Below are 19,401 nucleotides of genomic sequence, written 5' to 3'. Positions count from 1 at the left end.
TAGTTTGTTCTGATGTTCTCGCACCCTCGCGATCTCGGGTTTGGATTGAACCGCCGGTTCCTGATCAGGAGGCTCGCTTCGGGGCTTCTGGCATGCGCGCTGGCATCGACCTTCCCCGGCCCGGTGGCGGCAGAAGGCGTTGCTGGCAGCGATACCGGCGACGAGCTCTCACTCGACAGGATGGAGACGTCTTTCGACGAGAGTTTCGACACCCTCAGCGTATCCGCCTGGGGGCCCGACACGCGCTGGATCGCGCATACGCCCTGGTCGGGCGATTTCGGCGGTGCGCGCTTTGCCAATCCTGAAGCCGGATATCCGTTCACCACCGAGGACGGCATCCTGCGCATCGAGGCCAGTCGCGACGACGAGGGCAAATGGACTTCCGGCCTGCTTGCCTCGGTCGACCCCAAGGGCAAAGGCTTTGCTCAGCAATACGGATATTTCGAGATGCGGGCGCGGCTGCCGACCGGCGCCGGAGTCTGGCCAGCTTTCTGGCTGATCGGCAAGGACCGGTCCAAGGCGACGGCCGAGATCGACGTGCTGGAGTTCTACGGGGACAAGCCGGACGGCTACTCCTCCGTCGTGCATGTGTGGCATCGCGATGGGCGTCACGATTCCCAGTTCAAGCGCATCGATGCTTTTGCTGCCGGCGATCCGGGAGAATTCCATACTTATGGCGTCAAGGTCGACGCCGAGTTCATCCGAATGTACTTCGACCGTCGCCTGGTCTGGAAGGCAAGCACGCGTCCCGAGCATCGCCAGCCGATGTTCATCTTGCTCAACCTCGCCCTCGTCGAGTCGACCGCAGACGATGCACCCGACCCTTCCCACATGTATGTGGACTACGTCCGCGCCTACCGTTTCCGTTGATATCTCGAGATAATTTCACCTCCACGGAGCGCGTGCGCATTTCACGCGCTCGGAGCTTGTTCGACCTCGTTTCTAGGTGCGACCGCGGCCGTCCCGTGAGAGCTTCCGCCGAAGGACTAAGCAGTCTAACCCTTTTGGCAGCGGGCAAAGCTGAAGCTATCCCAATGATCAACTGTTTATTTTTCCTCACCATGAAATTCTGACGACCGGCGGCACGGCTTGAAAGTTGTGTCGCCGTTGCCAGTCGCGTCGGACGACCGCATTCGGCGCTCTGTGGGGACGGGAAAGGGACAGGAGATCGGCAATGATGGACTTCCGTGTTTCCGCGACGGAGGAGAAATCCGGCGTCGCCCGATCGGCGGAGCCGCGCTCGGATGTCATCATACATTATGACCGGGATCGCTCCATTCCCTCGATCGTTGCACAGCACGCTGCAGCCAGTCCGAAGTCGGTAGCACTAGTTTGTGAGGGGCGCACGATCACCTATGACGAGCTTGAACGAGTTTCGGACCGCCTAGCGGCCTATCTCATCCGGGAAGGGGTCCAGAAAGGCGACATCGTCTGCTTGTTCGTGCCGCGGTCGCCGGAAGCAATTGTGGCCATGCTGGCGATCCTGAAGGCCGGGGCCGCTTACCTGCCGCTGGACACGACTTTTCCCATTGAGCACCTCGACTATGTCATCGGCGAATGCGAGCCGAAGGTCGTCTTCGTCGACCCCGAGACGGCGCGGACGATCCGTTCGGTCCCGAACGCAAAGGGATCGAACGTCGATCTGTTCGCGCTGCTCCAGAAACTCACTGGCGGCGCAGACGAGATCCGGCCTGACATCGCAGTCGGTGGCGGCGATCTGGCCTATGTGATGTTCACTTCTGGCTCTACCGGCCGACCGAAAGGCGTTGCCATCGCCCATCGCGGCATTGCGCGGCTGTCGCTGGACCAGAACTACCTCAAGCTCACAAGCAACGACGTCATGCTGCACGCCGCGACGATCGCATTCGACGCCTCCACCTTCGAGGTCTGGTGCGCCCTGACAAACGGTTGCAAGCTGGCGATCTTGCCGGACGGCAACTTTTCGGTCGCCCGCCTGCGCGATGTCGTGGGCGGCAATGGCGTCACGGTCGCGCTGCTGACAACGGGGCTCTTCAACCTGCTCGCCGACTACCCCGGTTCGGCCCTGCCGTCGTTGCGCCACATGTTTTTCGGCGGCGAAGTCGCCTCTGTCGAACATGTGCGGCGCTTTCAGAAGACTTTTCCCGATTGCCGGGTAACCAACGCTTACGGGCCGACCGAGATCACCGTTCTCGCCACCGCCTACGACATACCGGCAGGCTTCGACGGTAGCGACGTGCCGATCGGTCAGGCGGTGGAGCATACCGGCATTCTGATCGTTGACGAAGAGCGTCGTCCGGTTCCGGCTGGCGTCGAGGGCGAACTGGTGCTGACGGGTGACGGCGTGGCCATCGGCTATTTCAAGCGGCCCGAACTGACGGCGGAGCGGTTTGTCACGATCGAAACGCCGGAGGCGCCCCTTCGAGGTTATCTGACCGGCGACCTGGCCGTCCTGGATGAAAACGGGTCGGCCCGGTTCAAGGGCAGAGTTGATCGACAGATTAAGCTCAACGGCAAGCGCATCGAGCTCGACGAGATCGAGGCCGCGCTCCGGCGCGACCCGCGCCTTTCAGACGGCGTCGTCATCTGCCAGACGCTCGGTCCGCAGAACAAGCGAATCCTCGGCTATATCTGCCCACAGGCCAGCGCCACCGCAGATGACGCCGAGTTGATACGGGGTGTTATGGAGCGGCTGCGCAACGCCTTGCCGGCCTACATGATCCCGAGCGTCGTCACTGTGCTCCGCCAGCTTCCGCTGCATCAATCGGGGAAAGTGGACCGATCCAAGCTGCCCCTGCCTGTCAATGCGGCGCCAACGGCAACGGCACCGATCACGAGCCAGACCGAGGCGGTCCTGCTCGGCCTCTGGCAGGCTGTCCTCGGTATCCAGGCGGTGGAACTCGATCGGAATTTCTTCGACCTCGGAGGGACGTCGCTTCAACTGATGCGCATCCATGCAGCACTCGAAAGCAATCTCGGCCGGCCGGTCGACGTCGTGGCGCTCTTCGAGCATCCGACGATCAGGGAACTGGCGGGCTTTCTCGATGGCAGAGCCATTGCTGGCGCACGGGCAATGTCGGCGGCGGAGCGAGCCGCGCTGCAGCGCAAGACCATGTCTCAATTCCGCAGGAGTGCTCCATGACGGCGATTGGCGAAGCAGACAGCAATCTTTCCGGCATCGCCATCATCGGCATGTCCGGCCGCTTTCCCGGAGCTCCTTCGGTGGAAGCCCTGTGGCAGATGATCTGCGAAGGGCGGGATGCCTTTTCCAAGCTGAAACCGGATGAGCTCGAAGACGCTTTCACCGACGAGGAGCGCGGCAGCGCCAACTACGTGCCCGCCCGGCCGCACCTGCCCGACATCGAACTGTTCGACGCCGAGTTTTTCGGCATGTTTCCGCGGGAGGCCGCAGTCACCGACCCGCAGCATCGGGTCTTTCTGGAGATCTGCTGGGAAGCGCTGGAACGCGCCGGCTACGACCCACAGAAATATCCCGGACTTGTCGGCGTTTTCGCCGGCGCTTCGATGCCGACCTATCTCATCAACAACGTACTTGGAGAGCGGGCGAAGGCGGAGGAGTTCACGTCCAACTACCAGATCGGTTGCTTCCAGCAGATCGTCGGCTCCTTGACGGATGCACTGGCGACCCGGATTGCCTACAAGTTTGATCTGCGCGGACCCGCCATCACCATTCAGTCGGCCTGCTCGACGTCGCTGCTGGCGGTATCGCAGGCCTGCCAGAACCTGCTGACCTATAGTTGCGACATGGCGCTCGCCGGTGGCGTGTCGATCACCGTGCCGCAGCGGCGCGGTTATTTCTACCAGGAGGGCGGCATGGTTTCGCCCGATGGGGTTTGCCGACCCTTCGACGAACGAGCCGCCGGAACGGTCTTTGCCAGCGGCGCGGCCGTCGTCCTCCTGAAGCGGGTGGAGGATGCGCTTCGTGACGGCGACCACATCTTCGCGGTGATCCGCGGCTATGGCGTCAACAACGACGGGTCGGAGAAGGTCGGGTTCACAGCGCCGAGCGTCGCTGGCCAGGCCGGGGCCATTGCTGCAGCGCTGGCGGGCGCCGACGTCGATCCTGCGACCATCGGCTATGTCGAATGCCACGGCACGGCGACGCCACTTGGCGATCCCATCGAATTCGGAGGCTTGCGCGCCGCCTTTGCCGAAACGAACGAGCGGCGGGGATCATGCGCACTCGGGTCGGTGAAGGGTACGGTCGGCCATCTTGATGCGGCGGCCGGCGTCACGAGCCTCATCAAGGCGGCGTTGGCACTCCAGCACGCAAAGATCCCCGGTTTACCCAACTTCACGCGCCCCAATCCGCGCATCGACCTCGACGGGAGCCAGTTCTACATCCCCACGGAAATGACCGACTGGCCAGAGGGGGAGGGTCCGAGACGGGCGGGCGTGAGCTCCTTCGGGGTCGGCGGGACCAATGTCCATGTCGTCGTCGAGGAGGCACCGGTCCGCGGGGAGGCGGCGGGCGATCCCCCCCGCGGCCAATTCATTCTCCCCCTGTCGGCGCGCAATGAAGCGGCGCTGGCGGCGATGCGCCTCAACCTGCGAGACCATCTTGCAAAGATGCCCGATGGTACATTGGCGGCCGTCGCCCATACGCTCCAGACCGGCCGACGGGCCTTCGCGCATCGCTCCGCGATCGTTGCCAACAGCGTCAGCGACGCGGTAGAGCGCCTAGGGTCCGAGCGCGTGGCGAGCGCCGTCGCCGCCGATCGCCCGCCCGTCGTCTTCATGTTTCCGGGCCAGGGCTCGCAATATGTCGGAATGGGCGCCGTGCTTTACAACCGCGAGCCGGAATTCACACGCTGGATCGATCGCGGCACCGAAATCCTGCGCGCGTCCCTCAAGATCGACCTTCGCGATTTCATCTGTCATGCCGGCGCAGTCTCGCAGGCGATGGCGGACGAGCAGCGCGAGACGCGGATTGCCCAGCCCTGTCTCTATCTGGTCGAATACGCTCTGGCGCGGTTGTGGATGAGCAGGGGGCTCGAGCCGAGCGCGATGATCGGCCATAGCGTCGGGGAGTTTGTTGCCGCGACGCTCGCCAATGTCATCTCCTTCGAGGATGGCCTGCGCCTGGTGGCCGCCCGCGGCCGCCTCATGCAGGCGCAGCCGCAGGGCGCGATGGTCTCCGTGCGCGCGGATGTCGAGACCGTGACACCGCACCTGCGCGCGGATGTGGAGATCGCGGCGATCAACGCCCCCAAGCTCTGCGTCATTTCGGGGACTTTCGCCGGCGTCGACGCGACCTGCGCGGCCCTCGAGGCATCCGGAATCGCCTTCAGCCGCTTGCACACCTCACATGCCTTCCATTCCGCGATGATGGACGGAGTGACCGACGCGCTGCGCGAGGAAACCGCCAGGGTCACCTACGGAACGGCGAACCTGCCGTATGTCTCCTGTGTCAGCGGCAGCTGGCAAACGGTCGAGCAGGGCATGTCGCCGGACTACTGGGCGCGTCATTGCCGGGCGGCGGTGCGATTTTCGCAGGGGCTCGAAACTCTCAGCCGGGAGCAGAAGCCGGTGCTGCTCGAGGTCGGCCCAGGGCGCACGCTCTCGGTCTTTGCCGCTCAGACACTGAGCCGTGATGCCACCCATGCTATCGTTCAGTCGCTGCCGGAACACGATCGCGCCCATGCCGCGAGCGAGACGCTTGCAGAGGCGCATGGCAAGCTCTGGACGGCGGGTTGCGATCTCGACTGGCCGGAGAAACCCGGGCCGCAGCCGTCAAAGCTGCTCCTGCCGACCTATCCATTCCAGCGTCAGCGGCACTGGATCGATGCGCCGCAATCGGTCCGGCGCGCCGGCGACCACGCCTCGGCGGCACCGGCACTGACTGCCGAGAGACCTGCATCCATTGCGTCAGCCCCATCGATCGAGGGAAGTCCCACCATGGAAGTCGTCAAACCAATACCCGTGGCGAGCCGCGCTCCCAAGCTTGAGGCCTCGTTGTTGAACGTCTTGGCCGATATGTCCGGCGAGGCACTCGGGGCAGGGGACTCGACGGCGACCTTCCTGGAGCTGGGTTTCGATTCCCTGTTCATCGGACAGTTCGCGCAGCGGATCGAAAAGGATTACAAGATCAAGCTCTCCTTCCGCGAATTGCTGAGCAATATCCCGACCGTCCGGGATCTGGCGCGCCACCTTGACCAGCAACTGCCGCCGGAACCGGCAAACTCGGCCGAAGCGGTGGCCGCGGAACCCGCCAGTGCGGCTCGGGTCGCCGTGCCGCCGGCGCCCTCGGCGCCCGCTCCGACCGCCGCCTTCAGCGCACCGACGGCGAGCGCGCCGCCCGCGAGCGCCAGCGGTCTTGAAGGGATCTTGCAGTCTCAACTTCTGATGGTGCAGTCGATTCTCTCGCAGCAGCTCCAGGTCTTGCAGGCGGGTACCGCGGAGCGCGCGCTGTCCGCGGCAGCGCCCGTTGCGACGACGGTACAGCCCATGCCTATGCCGGTGACGGCGGAAGCGGCACGGGCCGTGGGCGATGGCGATGTCGGCGCGCAGCGGATCAAGCTCTACAGCCCCGGCGCCAAGAACGCGGCTTCCGAGATGACACCCGAGAAGCACGCCTTCGTAGCCGAGCTGATCACTGCCTACGAGGCGCGCAATCCGAAATCCAAGAGCTTCACGGACCGCAACAGGCGGTGGCTTGCCGATCCGCGCACGGCCGCCGGCTTTCGGCAGGACTGGAAAGAGATCGTCTTCCCGGTCGTGTCCGATCGGTCGAAGGGCTCCCGTATCTGGGACATCGACGGCAACGAATACATCGACCTGGTCAACGGCATGGGGCAGACCGCCTTCGGCCATGCGCCCGATTTCGTGACCGAGGCGATAAAGTCCCAGGTGGATGCGGGCTTCGCCATCGGTCCGCAGACGCCGCTTGCCGGCGAAGTCGCCGAGCTGGTTGCGGCGATGACCGGACATGAGCGCGTGACCTTCTGCAACACCGGATCGGAAGCGGTGATGGCCGCGATGCGCGTCGCCCGCACAGTGACCGGCCGAGACAGGATCGTCGTCTTCGGCAACGATTATCACGGCCAGTTCGACGAGGTTCTGGTGAAGGGAAGGAACCGTGGAGGCACACCGGTCGCGCTGCCGGTCGCGGCGGGGATTCCGGCGGCCTCCGTCACCAACATGACCGTGCTTCGCTACGGCGATGCCGAGAGTCTCGACTGGATCCGCGCCAATGCCGGAGAGATTGCCGCGGTCATCATCGAACCCGTGCAGAGCCGGCATCCGGAGCTACGTCCGCAGGCGTTCGTGCGGTCTTTGCGCGAGATCGCAACGGCGTCCGAATTCGCGCTCGTCTTCGACGAGGTCGTCACCGGTTTCCGGGTCGATCCGGGCGGCATGCAGGCGATCTGGGGAATCAAGGGCGACATGGCGACCTACGGCAAGGTCGTCGGCGGCGGCATGCCGATCGGCCTGCTGGTCGGCGACAGCCGGTTCATGGATGCGCTCGACGGCGGCCACTGGAGCTATGGCGACGATTCCGTGCCGATGACCGCGCCGACCTTCTGCGCGGGCACGTTCGTTCGCCATCCGGTGGTTCTCGCTGCGGCCCGTGCCGTGCTGCAGCATATTGAGGGCGACGGCGCCGCTCTGTATGGACGGGTGGCCGAACGCACTGAGGCGCTGGTGGCTGAGGTCAACGCCGATCTCGCGCGGCGCGGCATTCCCAATGTCGTCCAAAGCTACAAGAGTTGGTTCGTCACCGATTTCGGCAGGGACGATCCGTTGGGCACGCTGCTCTATGCGAAGATGCGCATGCTCGGCATCCACATCCAGGACGGCTACCCCTGCTTCCTCACGACGGCCCATAGCGAAGCGGATTTCCAGGCGATCGCTGCCGCGTTCCGTGAAAGCCTTGATGCATTTCAGGCGGTCGGCATTCTCGGTACGCCGCCTGCGGAGTTTGCCTCCCCACCGCAGACGTCGACCCCGCGGGCGGCCCGTCCTTCGGCGGCTCCTTTGACGGAGGCGCAGAAGGAGATCTGGCTGGCGGCGCAAGCCGGGGACGGTGCGTCATGCGCGTTCAACGAATCCTTCACGATGACGATCGACGGGCAGCTTGACGAAGAGAAGCTTCACCAGGCCCTCAAGACCGTCATCGCGCGGCACGACGCCCTGCAGATCCGGTTCGGCAGAGCGGGAGATCATTTCGAGTTCATTCCCGACTTCGATCTCGATATCGGTCACGTCGATCTCGTCGGGGATGCCGATCGTGAAGCGCTGTTCGCCCGGTTTCTTGAAGACGATGCGCACACGCCCTTCGATCTGGCAGAAGGCCCGCTCGCCCGGGCATGCATCCTGCACATGGAACCCCAGAGCCACCGGCTGGTGTTCACCGCCCACCACATCGTGTGCGACGGCTGGTCCGTCAATGTTCTCGTCGAGGAACTGGCGAAGGCCTATTCCACCCTGGTCGATGGCGCGACGCCAGACCTGCCCGCGGCCCTGTCCTTCGCGACCTATGCCACGGATCTTGCGCCAAAGGCGGAAATGTCGAACGCGACCGAGCGCTTCTGGCTCGATCAATTCGCGGAGGTCCCGGACCTGCCGGACCTGCCGCTCGACCACCCCCGCCCGGAGCGCCGGAATTTTGCCGGCGGGACCGTGCACGGGCAGATTGAAGCCGATGACTACAAGGCTCTGAAGAAAGCCGGTGCCAAGGCTGGTGCGACGTTGTTCTCCACACTGCTTGCAGCGCTTCAGGTGGTGATCTCCCGTCTTTCCGGGCAGGACGACATCGTCGTCGCCGTACCCTCGGCCGGCCAGAGCCTGCTGGACGGCCAGACGCTCGTCGGCCATTGCGTCAACCTGCTGCCACTGCGCCAGCAGGTGGATGCAAGCATGCGGTTCGACGCACATCTGAAAGCCACGCAGCAACTCGTGATCAATGCCTTCGAGCATCAGGACTACACCTATGGCACCCTGGTGCGGAAGCTCGGCATCAAGCGCGACATGCACCGCCTGCCGTTGACCGAGATTCAATTCAACCTGGAGAGAGTGCCGGAAAATCTGGACTTCGGAGGCCTCGAGACGCGGATCGCCTCGAACGGCAAGGCTTTCTCCAACTTCGACATGTTCTTCAACCTGACCGAGGGCCCGCAGGGCGTGCGCATCGACGTCGATTATAATGCCGAGGTCTTCGATAGAGGCACGGTCGAACGCTGGATCGGCCATCTTGTAACCCTCGCCGGTGCGCTTGCCGAGGACATAACCAGGCCGATCGGCCAGCTTCCGCTGATGCGCGCAAGCGAGAAGAACTGGCTGGTCCACACGCTCAACGACAGCGCGGCGGACTATGATCGCGACGCCTTCGTGTTCTCGCTTTTTGCGGAAAAGGTTAAGGCCCAGCCCGATGCAGCGGCCGTCGAGCACGACGGGCAAGTGCTAACCTACGCGGAACTCGATCGCCGTTCCGACCAACTCGCCACCTATATCCAGGAGGTGGTGCCCGATCCTGGGCTGAGGATTGCGGTGCTGGTCGAGCGCTCGCTCGACATGGTCGTTGCGTTGATCGCCATCATGAAATCCGGGCATGCTTACGTGCCGCTCGATCCAGCGCACCCGGAAAACCGACTCGCCCAGACGCTAGAGATCGCACGCGTGGCGGCCGTCATCTGCGATAGCGAAAAATCCGCGGGGCTTGCAGGATCGCAGCTCCAGGCCATTCGACTGGACAGGGACGCCGACGCCATCGCGGCCGTCCGAAGTGCACCAAAGCTGCCCACCGACACAACATCGGCCGCCTACGTCATCTTCACGTCGGGTTCTACAGGGGCACCCAAAGGCGTGGAAGTGTCGCACAGGGCGCTCGTCAACTTCCTGGTGTCGATGGCGAAGGAACCGGGTCTGACCGATCGCGACACCATCGTCGCCGTCACCACGATCTCCTTCGATATCGCAGGCCTGGAGCTGTATCTGCCGCTGATCACGGGGGGACGCGTCGTACTGGCGGGCCGCCAGGCGGTCCGGGACGGCTTTGCGCTCGTGCGCCTCGTCGAGCAGTGCAATGCCACCGTGCTGCAGGCGACGCCGACGCTGTGGCAGATGCTCGTGGAAGCGGGCCTCAAGCGCCCCGGGCTCAAGATGCTCTGTGGCGGCGAACCGTTGCCGAAGGCGCTGGCCGAAACCTTGCTCGCCACCGGCGGCGAACTCTGGAACATGTACGGACCGACGGAAACGACGATCTGGTCCTCCGTCGGGAAGATTGATGCAGCCGACGGGCCGATCACGATCGGTCACCCGATTGCCAATACGCAGCTTCATATTCTTGACCGGACCGGCAGTATTGCGGCGATCGGTGTTACCGGTGAGCTCCACATCGGCGGCGAGGGATTGGCGAACGGCTACTTCGATCGTCCCGACCTCACCGAAAAAGCCTTCGTCGAGATCGACATCGGCACCGGCACGCCACAGCGCTTCTATCGGACGGGTGATGTCGGCAGACGGCTTGTCGATGGCTCCCTGCAATTGCTCGGCCGCCGCGACCAACAGATCAAACTGCGTGGCTTCCGCATCGAACTCGGCGACATCGAAGCCGTCATGGCACGCGCACCCGGCATTCGCCAATGCGCCGTCGTCGCGGCGCATAACGGTCGGGGCGAAAAGCACCTCGTCTGCTACCTGGTGGTCGAGGAAGGCGGCAGCCGCCCCAGCAACGCGCAACTCTCTGCCCACGCGGAAGCTAACCTTCCTGCCCACATGGTTCCGACCTTCTGGTCATTCGAGGAGACGCTCCCGCAGACGGCCAACGGCAAGCTGGATCGGAAGGCCCTCGAACAACGGGGCTTGCCGCAGCGCGCGGCGACCGTGATCCGGGTGCCGCCCCGCACGCCGATGGAGGAGCGACTCTGCACCATCTGGCGCGAGGTGCTGAATTCCGACGATATCGGCGTGGAGGACAATCTCTACGCGCTGGGCGCCGACTCGCTCGTCATCTTCCGCATCGCGGCACGTATGCTGGACAGCGGCCTCGAACTCGAGGCGAAGCATCTGATGATGCATCCCTCGGTGGCCGAACTCGCGGCCTTCGCCGAGGCTCGCAATGAGACGGATGGGACGCTTCCCCATCCCTCTGTTCCCTCGCTGAGGGATTTCCGCAATGGCGCGCGCCGCCGCATCGAACAGGTGACACGGGCATGAAGGAAACGAACCAGGCAGTTCCGACAACCGCACCGACGGTCGTCGCCGAATTTCCCTGCTCGCAGACGCAACTGCGCTGCTGGATTCTCGACCAGATGAAACCCGGAAATCCCGCGCTCAACGTCGCAGTGCGTTGGGAGGTGCGCGGCGCGATCCGCTCGTCGGCGATCGAGGCGGCGTTCCGCACCATCATCCAGCGTCACGAGATCCTGCGCACCCGTTTCGTCGAAGTTGGCGGCCGTCCATGCCAACAGGTCGTCGACCAGGTCGACTTCCGCATGTCGGTGATCGATCTCAGGAACGTGCCGGCCGACCAGCGCGAGGCCCGCATCCTTTCGATCGGCGAGGAGACGGCGCGCGCGCCGTTCGACCTCAGCCAGCCCTGCCTTTTCCGCGTCTCGCTGCTGATGGTGGAGAACGACCGCGGCTTCCTGCTGATCACCGCCCACCAGAGTTGTTTCGACGGCTGGTCGATCCGCGTGCTTGGGCGGGAGGTCGGCGAAATTTCGGCGGCGATCGAGGCCGGGCGTTCGCCTGCCCTCCCGGAACTGCCTTTGCAGTATGGCGACTTCTCGCTCTGGCAGAGTGAGTATCTGGAAAGCTATGGGTTCGAGGCGGAGAAGGCGTTCTGGCGTGAGCGTCTCGAAGGCGCTCCCTATTTCGAGGTCGTCCCGGACCATCCGAGGGGACCTGTCAAGACGACACGCGGCTCCATCCTGTCGGTTGCCAAACCCGTCGAGTTCGGCGAGCGCATCGATGCCGCCTCCCGGCAGCATCGCGTTTCCCTCTACAGTTTCGGCGCTGCCGTGGTGAGCGCGCTGCTCCATCGCTACGCCGCTGCCGACAAGGTCCTCTTCGGGTCCCAGGTGGCCGGGCGCGACGACACCGATCTGGAGAATCTGATCGGCGTTTTCATTAACAACATCGTGTTGCGGTTCGACTTCCCCAGTGACATGACTTTTGCCGACCACCTGCGCTCGGCAAGCGAGATCGTCACGGCAGCGCTCAATCATCACCGGATGCCGTTCAACAAGCTTGTCGAGATGGTCAACCCGATGCGCGATCCTTCGCGCAATCCACTGATCTCCGTCAACTTCAATCTCCAGAAGGCGTTTCTCGAGGACCAGCGATATGGCGGCCTCGAACTTATCAGTGCGCCGTCGCAATCGCCGGGTGTAATCTACGACCTCAGCTTCATGATGATTGGCCGCCCGAGCGGCTGGCGCATGTCGATCGAGTACAATGCCGACTTGTTCGAGCGGCGCACCATCGAGGGCTTGCTCGATCTTTGGCAACAGATCTACGAGATCGTGCTGGAACGGCCGTCCGCGTTGCTGTCCTCGTTGATCGTGCCCGAACGGGAGATATTCCAGCAGCCGGAAATTCTTCGGTCTGTCCCGGTCGCGGAGCAAGTCCTTTCCAGCCACCCCTCGGTTGCTGCAGCGGCGGTGGTACCTACCGATGGCGGCATAGGCAGCTACGGCTTCGTGACGCCTGTCCCCAATATGATCGAGCCGCTCGACCGACTGCCCGAGACGCTCATGACCTATCTCCGGTCGCAGCTGGCGACCCCGGCGATGCCGCAAGGCGTCAGTGTGCTCCTGAACCTGCCGCGCAAATTCGATGGCACGGTTGATCGCGATGCGCTGACTGTCCCCGTCAAAACCGCGCCGGCGGTGCAGGTCACACCTGCCGCGGGCAAGACCAGCATGCCGATTGACGAAAGGACGAAGGCGCTCGCAGCCATCTGGTCCGATGTGCTCGATGTCCGAGAAATCGCGCCCGGCGACAATTTCTTTTCGCTCGGCGGCCACTCTCTGCTCGCCTTGCGAATGTTGTCCGCGGTCCGCTCCAAGCTCGGCGGGAAAGCGGATCTGGAGCTGCTGTTCAAGCAACCGACCTTTAGCGGTTTCGCCGGTGCGATCTTCGGCGTTGCCGACGGGGATACGGCAGCGAAAGACGACAATCCCTGGTCCGTCAGCGTCTGCCGAGAGGGCACGGGCCCGTGCTCGCTCTACACTCTGAACCACCCGTTTCTCTACTATCGGCTCGCCAACGAGCTCGACAGCACTGTGTCCGTCTACAACGCCAACATGTTCAGCGCGGATCTCGACGGAAGACTTGCGTCAATGTCGTTCGAAGACATTGCACGGCGCGTCGTCGAGAGGATGGGCGCCGACATTCTCAAGGGGCCGATCGCCATCATGGGGCTCTGCGTCAACGGCGTGCTGGCCATGGAAGTGGGCCGGCAGCTTCGCGAGCGCGGAGCGGACTTGCGCTTCACTGCGGTCATAGACGCCTGGGCCCCCGGCTTCGTGCGCTCCCAGCCGAAGCTGCGCCGGCTGCGCTGGAATGGCGAGCGGCGCCTGAAGCGGCTCGGCTATTTCACCCGCAAGCTATTGGCCGGGCGCATCCGCCTGGTCGACTTCCTCCGGGAGTTCAATTTCAGCCTCGGCCTGATGACACGCATCGGTTTGCAGGCAGGCGCCTACTCGGACGAGGAAGAGATCAATGCAAGGGTGACCGACCTGCTCGTCGACGCGGCTCGCAGCTATCGTCCTGCGCACGCCGACGGCAATCCGGTTCTGCTTTTCCGCAGCGAGGCGAACCATCCGCGGGCGCGCAAGCTCCTGTTCGGCTGGGGCGAGGCCGTTGCCCCCGACACGGAGGTCTTCGACCTCGAGGGGTGGCATGAAGACAGTCTCAACAGCAACAGTATCAAGGCACTTGCCGCCATTGCCACACATCGCTTCGGCGGCCGTAGCACCAATTGATCACCGACGTGGAGAGCACGACCATGCGCGATCTGAGCCGCCCGCTGCGCATTGGAATCCTCGCGGATGCCGTAGACTTCGAGAACTGGCAACTTATGGTCTTCGACCGCATCATAGCGGACCGCCGCTATGCCCTGACCGCGATCTTGATCGACAGGCCCCGGGGATTCCGGACCGCTCCCTCGGCACTCCTGAAGTTGGCCTATGGCTTCGAGGAGAAGACGCTGGGAAGGCAGGCGCCGTACAGCCCCTGCAATTTCGAGGCGCGCAAGCAGCGCATCGTGCCACTTGCACAGTCGACGCCGGGTGCCGTACAGGCGCAAATCGCCGAACTCGGGCTTGACCTCGTCATCCGCATGTCTCCGAACGGAATGCCCGACGATGCCGTCGGGCACTTGCGCTACGGCGAATGGGCGTTTTCGTTTTCGGACCAGAAGGCGAGGGGCTGCGAATGGTTCAGCTATCGTGAGGTTGCCCGCAATGCGCCTTGCGTTGATCTCTCCCTCTATGTCCGGTCTGGCTCCAGCGTGGGCGACATCGCCGCCTCGTCCTTCAACATCAAGTTCAGTGCGCTCCGGAACATCAATTTCGTCAAGGAGCGCGCGGCCACCCTGCTGATGCGCGAACTGTCGCGCCTGGCGGATTCGGCCGAGCTGCCGTCGACGTCGCACTCACCACCCGATGCGGCGCCGCCGACGACCGGGGAACTCGCCAAATACGTGGCCGGCCTCACCAAACAACTTGCCGGGCGTGCGTTCAAGGCGCTCAAGAAGAAGACGGGATCGGGATCGGCGGTCTGGACGCTTTACACCGGAAGCGGCGGGATCGACAACTTCGAGCCGTGCGGCTCGGTCGAAATTCCCCCCACCCGCGACAACATCAGGGCCGATCCTTTCCTGCTCGAACACGAGGGCGCCTGCTACCTCTTCTACGAAGCCTATGCCGATGGCGACCGCAAGGCGCATATCGCCGTGGGACGGCTCGACGGCGACCGTTTGCAGCCTATCGGCATTGCTCTCGATTGCCACTATCACCTTTCATATCCCTTCGTCTTTCGCGATGGCGAAGATATCTTCATGATGCCGGAAACGCATCAGTCGAAGCGGATCGAGATCTGGCGCTGCGTGGAGTTTCCGTTGAAATGGGAGCTTCATTCGACCGCGCTCAACGGCATGTCGGCCGCCGACAGCGTGCTGACCCGCCACGCCGATCGCTGGTGGCTCTTCACCAACTTGTCGGAATACCACGCCTTCGAAGATCACTGCAGCGAGTTGCACATATTCGAAGTCGACGGGCCGGCCCTATCGCGCATCACTCCGCACCGGCGCAATCCGGTGGTGATCGGCAGCACCTTCGCCCGGAACGCCGGGCGGATCTTCGCGCGCGACGATCGTGTGTTCCGCCCCTCGCAGCGCAATGCGCACGGCATCTATGGCTACGGGCTGAATATCATGGAAATCGAGCAACTGGATCTCGACACCTACAGGGAGAAATGCGTGCGCACGATCGAGCCCGACTTCAAGCCTGGATTGGTCGGCTGCCACCATTTCGATGCTGCTGGAGATCGCTACGTCCTGGATGCGCGATTGATGTCTTGATCCGGAAGACGTCCTCCCTGCGATAGCGCAGGCGCACGGCATTGCCGATCGTCAGGGCCGCCACGGCGCCGTGAAAGTTCTCCGGCGCCATCAGTTCCAGCAGGCTCCAGTTCGATGGTGCGTCCACGTCGCCGTCCAGCCGCTTGAGTCGTGGCGGCTCGGTAGCGCTGATCGTCACGTCGAAAGTGTCGAGCGGCAGGGAGAGGCCCGCGCCGTGCGCCTTCACGAAAGCCTCCTTGCGTGTCCAGCAGCGATAAAAGGCCGCGAGATAATCTTGCTCCGGCAAGGCGGCCAGTTCGGCGCATTCGCGAGGCGAGAAGAAATGGGTGGCGACATCTTCCTTCAGCGGTTTGATTTCTTCGATGTCGAGGCCGACGGGATAGTGATCCGACACCGCGAGCATGGCGACATCGGCACTGTGGCTTAGATTGAAGTGCAACTCCGGGATCATCGCCGCGGCGATGCGCGGCTTGCCGAAGACATTGTAGGCGAGCCCGATGCGTGCTGGCGGAATATGAAGGTAGCGGCTGAGCACCAGACGCAGCCCCGCACGGCCGACGATGAAGCGATGCCGGTCCCGGGCGTGGATGAACCGTGACGCGCGGGCACGATCGGCGGCGCTGAGCAGCGGAAGATGTGCCTCGGCTTGCGCCGCCTCGGGCGCGATGCTCCACTGCCATATGTCGATGGTGTTCGGGCCGATGCGCTCGAGACTACGTCGCATAGGCCAATCCCCCCTTCGATGCCTCGCGCTGGCGCCGCATGCGTCTGGCGAGATAGGTCATCAGCGCCAAGGGGTAGTTTTCGCCAAGACTCACTCGGCAGGTCCGCTTGAGAATGTCGAGCGACCTCGAGCAGCTGTCGGGCGCATATTCGATCCTCCGCGCAGCCCATGAATAGGGGTTCATTCTGGGATTGGCGGTGCGTTGCTCGATGATCGGCAGCCAGTTGGTATAGACGTGCCGGCTGGAATCGAAGAGACGGTAGACGCCCCGCTTGTTCTCTGCGGCAAAGCTTTCTGCTTCCTTGGCAGTGTCGAAGAGGAGGTGCAGCCCGGCCGCGCTTTCCTGGTCATTGTGCGGGCCCAGCGTGAACCCCGCGCTGTCGAGAATCTCCGCCATCGCATCGTAACGCACCCGCATCCGCCGGATCATCGGATCGAGCTTCTTCAGTTGGACGTTGAGCATGGCGCCCTGTATCTGACTGGCCTTGAGATTTACACCGACCATCGATGGTTCGTTGTAATTGTCGAGATGGCCGCGGAACAGCGCTCCGATATCGTGATACATGCGTGCGCGAGCGAAGAGACGGTCGTCATTTGTAACGATCGCGCCTCCCTCGCCGATGTTGATGTTCTTGAACTGATTGAAACTGTAGGCGCCTGCATGACCGATCGTTCCCACACGCACGCCCCTGTATGTGAGCCCCACCGCCTGGCAGGCATCCTCAACTACGATGAGATCGTGCTTTCGCGCGATCGCCAGGATCGCGCTCATGTTGCAAACCATGTTCGCCATATGCACAGGAACTATCGCCCTGGTCTGCGGGGTAAGCTTGCGAAGAATGTCCGCCGGATCCATCGTCAGGGTTTCGTCGATATCGACAATGACCGGAACCGCGCCCACGGCGATCGCCGCTGCGGCTGTCGCAATCCAGGTATAGGCCGGAACGAGCACCTCGTCGCCGGGGCCCACGCCGCAGGCCGCGAGCGCGGCGATGAGCGCGCCCGTTCCACTGCTGACAGTTAGCGTGTGCTTGACGCCGAATTTCTCCGAAAAGTTAGCTTCGAACCGCGTCAGCGGACCCGTGCCGTCGCCGCTGAATCGCGCCAGCTTTCCCGACGCGAAGACAGGCGCAAGTGCCAGCCATTCCCTCAATCCTACGCGAGCCATCGCTTGTTCTCCGATCCGCGCCGGTCCCGTCGTCGCCGACCACCGGCGTTCCAGGCAAGAGGACCGCTGCCGCATACCGGCGCAGTGTAAGGTTAGTCGCGTGCTTGCCGCGTTTCAAAATGGACATACGGTCATGGCCTGCTCAAAGTGTGCAGGCCCCGCCTATCCGAAATCAGTAGTGCACCTAAACTCCTATCCATATTGGCGGATTTCGGCCCGAGAGTGCTTCTGGTACCACCGGAATCCAACGCGCAGGAGAGGCGCATGTCGATCCACGATCTCCGCACCTTCCCGTCGGGAACCAACTTTCGGGCGGACATCGCTCTCATCGGCGGCGGCCCGGTGGGCATCACGATTGCTCGCGAGTTGTCCAAGAGCCGCTGTCGTGTCCTGCTGATCGAAAGCGGCGGCCCCGATTTCTGCCAGGAGCATCAAGTTCTGAACGCTGTCGAAAATGTGGGGGAGCCGATCGCCCGCGCCGGCGCCGAACCACTTGGCCGCGGCTATAACGGCGGGCTCGCCTGGTTGAACGATGTGGCTCCCTTCGAGTTGCGCAATCGCACGCTCGGGGGCAGTTCGCATACCTGGATCGGCAAGTGCGCGAGTTTCGACGAGATCGACTTCGAGCGCCGGCCGTGGCTGCCGGTGTCCGGCTGGCCGATGACGCGCGAGAACCTGTCGCCCGCGTTGGCCAAGGCCGCCGACCTGCTCAACCTTGGTCCGAATGTCTATGACGAGAGCCTGTATCGCCTGCTGCGGACGCCGCCGCGCGGCTTCGATTTCGACGCCGATCTCCTTCGGCCCTTTTTCTGGCAGTTCAGCCATGAACGCGACCGACGCGGTGAGCCGATGCGATTTAGCCGAATGGCGCGGGATCTCGATGCGCCGAATGTCGACGTGCTGTCGCGCGCCACGGTGACGGCCATCAATCTCGACCGAGACGCCCGACGGGTGATCTCGCTCGATATACGCGCTGTCGAGGGCGTCCACGCGACCGTGCAGGCGGCGACCGTGGTGCTTTGCACAGGCGGCATCGAGAACGCCCGCTTGCTGCTCGCCTCCAACGCGGTGATGAAATCGGGCGTCGGCAATTCCAGAGACGTGGTCGGTCGCTATCTCGCCGACCATCCTCGCGCAGCGATCGCGCGCTTCGTCGGTCCTGATATCAACAAGCTGGCCGGGCACTTCAATTTCTACGGCCTGTCACATCAGGGGCGGCCGCATTTCTATCTCCACGGCATGCGTCTCAGTCCTCATGTGCAGCGGCGCGACGGGCTGGTGAACTGTGCGGCCTATCCGGTGCAGGTCCATGCCGCCGGCGATCCCTGGGCAGCGGTGAAACGGTTGATGCAGGGCGGCAGCACGCGGCTTTTCGGCGATCTCGCGACAGCTCTCCGATCGCCTGGCCTGCTGGCCCAGGGCGCTTTCCGCCGCCTCGTCCAAAAGCGCGGAATGCTGCACCGTTCCGACGAGCTTCGCTTCGACGTGATGGCCGAGCAGAGGCTCGATGCGGACAGCCGCGTAACTCTCTCGGAGCAGCGGGATCTGTTCGGGACGCCGTTGCCGCGCGTGAACTGGAAAATCGGCGAGGCGGAGGTCGAGAGCATAAAGCGGCTGGCGCACGCCCTGTCCTCGCAGTTCGTCCGCAACGGCCTGCCGGCGCCCCGCTTGGCCGCCTGGATTGCCGAGAACGACGACGGCAAGGCGGTTTTCACCGACATGGCGCATCCCTCCTGCACGACGCGCATGGGCACCGATCCATCAGTCAGCGTCGTCGACCCCGATGCCATGGTCCATGGCGTCGAGGGCCTGTTCATCGCCGGCAGTTCGGTCTTTCCGACGCCGGGCCACGCCAACCCGACCTTGATGGCCCTTGCACTGGCGATCCGGCTTGCCGATCACCTGAAGGCCCGCAACGAACGCCGCTCCGTCGTGGAATTGCGGCGGCAGGTCGCCGCAACCGGGAGGTGACGCCCGGCG

General features: G+C 63.6%; 8 protein-coding genes. 6 read left to right on the top strand and 2 right to left on the bottom strand.

All coding sequences use genetic code 11. The features are described 5' to 3' along the window. Positions 1-45 precede the first annotated feature (45 nt). The 5 genes from SS05631_RS23475 (at position 46) to SS05631_RS23455 (ending at position 15,529) form a co-directional block, all read left to right on the top strand. Complete coding sequence (locus SS05631_RS23475) at positions 46-870, top strand: glycoside hydrolase family 16 protein (RefSeq protein ID WP_244412140.1); 825 nt, start codon at positions 46-48, stop codon at positions 868-870. A 304-nt stretch (positions 871-1,174) separates the two neighbouring features. Beyond that, a complete protein-coding gene (locus tag SS05631_RS23470; protein WP_037417227.1) occupies positions 1,175-3,121 on the top strand; it encodes a non-ribosomal peptide synthetase in 1,947 nt (648 codons plus the stop codon). Next, a complete protein-coding gene (locus SS05631_RS23465) occupies positions 3,118-11,157 on the top strand; it encodes a hybrid non-ribosomal peptide synthetase/type I polyketide synthase (RefSeq protein ID WP_037417229.1) in 8,040 nt (2,679 codons plus the stop codon). The genes SS05631_RS23470 and SS05631_RS23465 overlap by 4 nt, the downstream gene beginning before the upstream one ends. Continuing rightward, the gene (locus SS05631_RS23460) at positions 11,154-13,931 is read left to right on the top strand and encodes a condensation domain-containing protein (protein ID WP_037417232.1); all 2,778 of its coding nucleotides are present in this window, start codon (positions 11,154-11,156) and stop codon (positions 13,929-13,931) included. The genes SS05631_RS23465 and SS05631_RS23460 overlap by 4 nt, the downstream gene beginning before the upstream one ends. Positions 13,932-13,954: 23 nt before the next feature. Beyond that, entirely contained in the window at positions 13,955-15,529 is a 1,575-nt protein-coding gene (locus tag SS05631_RS23455; protein ID WP_050988222.1) for a hypothetical protein, read from the top strand. Here SS05631_RS23455 and SS05631_RS23450 read toward each other — a convergent pair. Both SS05631_RS23450 and SS05631_RS23445 read right to left on the bottom strand, forming a co-directional pair. After that, positions 15,450-16,253, bottom strand: coding sequence for a 4'-phosphopantetheinyl transferase superfamily protein (locus tag SS05631_RS23450; RefSeq protein ID WP_050988223.1), 804 nt, complete (start codon positions 16,251-16,253; stop codon positions 15,450-15,452). The two genes, SS05631_RS23455 and SS05631_RS23450, sit on opposite strands and share 80 nt — an antisense overlap. Beyond that, entirely contained in the window at positions 16,243-17,421 is a 1,179-nt protein-coding gene (locus SS05631_RS23445) for an aminotransferase class I/II-fold pyridoxal phosphate-dependent enzyme (RefSeq protein WP_037417235.1), read from the bottom strand. The genes SS05631_RS23450 and SS05631_RS23445 overlap by 11 nt, the downstream gene beginning before the upstream one ends. Before the next feature lie 264 nt (positions 17,422-17,685). Here SS05631_RS23445 and SS05631_RS23440 point away from each other — a divergent pair, with 264 nt between their 5' ends. Then, complete coding sequence (locus SS05631_RS23440; RefSeq protein ID WP_037417242.1) at positions 17,686-19,392, top strand: GMC family oxidoreductase; 1,707 nt, start codon at positions 17,686-17,688, stop codon at positions 19,390-19,392. Positions 19,393-19,401 lie beyond the last annotated feature (9 nt).

The sequence above is a fragment of the Sinorhizobium sp. CCBAU 05631 genome, from assembly GCF_002288505.1.
Taxonomy (GTDB): Bacteria; Pseudomonadota; Alphaproteobacteria; order Rhizobiales; family Rhizobiaceae; genus Sinorhizobium; species Sinorhizobium fredii_C.
The sequence above is the reverse complement of the archived record's forward strand: the minus strand, read 5'-3'. Positions and strand labels throughout refer to the sequence as shown.

Excerpts from the sequence above, each read along its gene's own strand:
- SS05631_RS23465 (WP_037417229.1), top strand. The coding sequence starts at position 3,118 with ATGACGGCGATTGGCGAAGCAGACAGCAATCTTTCCGGCATCGCCATC.
- SS05631_RS23455 (WP_050988222.1), top strand. The coding sequence starts at position 13,955 with ATGCGCGATCTGAGCCGCCCGCTGCGCATTGGAATCCTCGCGGATGCC.
- SS05631_RS23450 (WP_050988223.1), bottom strand. The coding sequence starts at position 16,253 with ATGCGACGTAGTCTCGAGCGCATCGGCCCGAACACCATCGACATATGG.
- SS05631_RS23445 (WP_037417235.1), bottom strand. The coding sequence starts at position 17,421 with ATGGCTCGCGTAGGATTGAGGGAATGGCTGGCACTTGCGCCTGTCTTC.
- SS05631_RS23460 (WP_037417232.1), top strand. The coding sequence starts at position 11,154 with ATGAAGGAAACGAACCAGGCAGTTCCGACAACCGCACCGACGGTCGTC.
- SS05631_RS23470 (WP_037417227.1), top strand. The coding sequence starts at position 1,175 with ATGATGGACTTCCGTGTTTCCGCGACGGAGGAGAAATCCGGCGTCGCC.
- SS05631_RS23440 (WP_037417242.1), top strand. The coding sequence starts at position 17,686 with ATGTCGATCCACGATCTCCGCACCTTCCCGTCGGGAACCAACTTTCGG.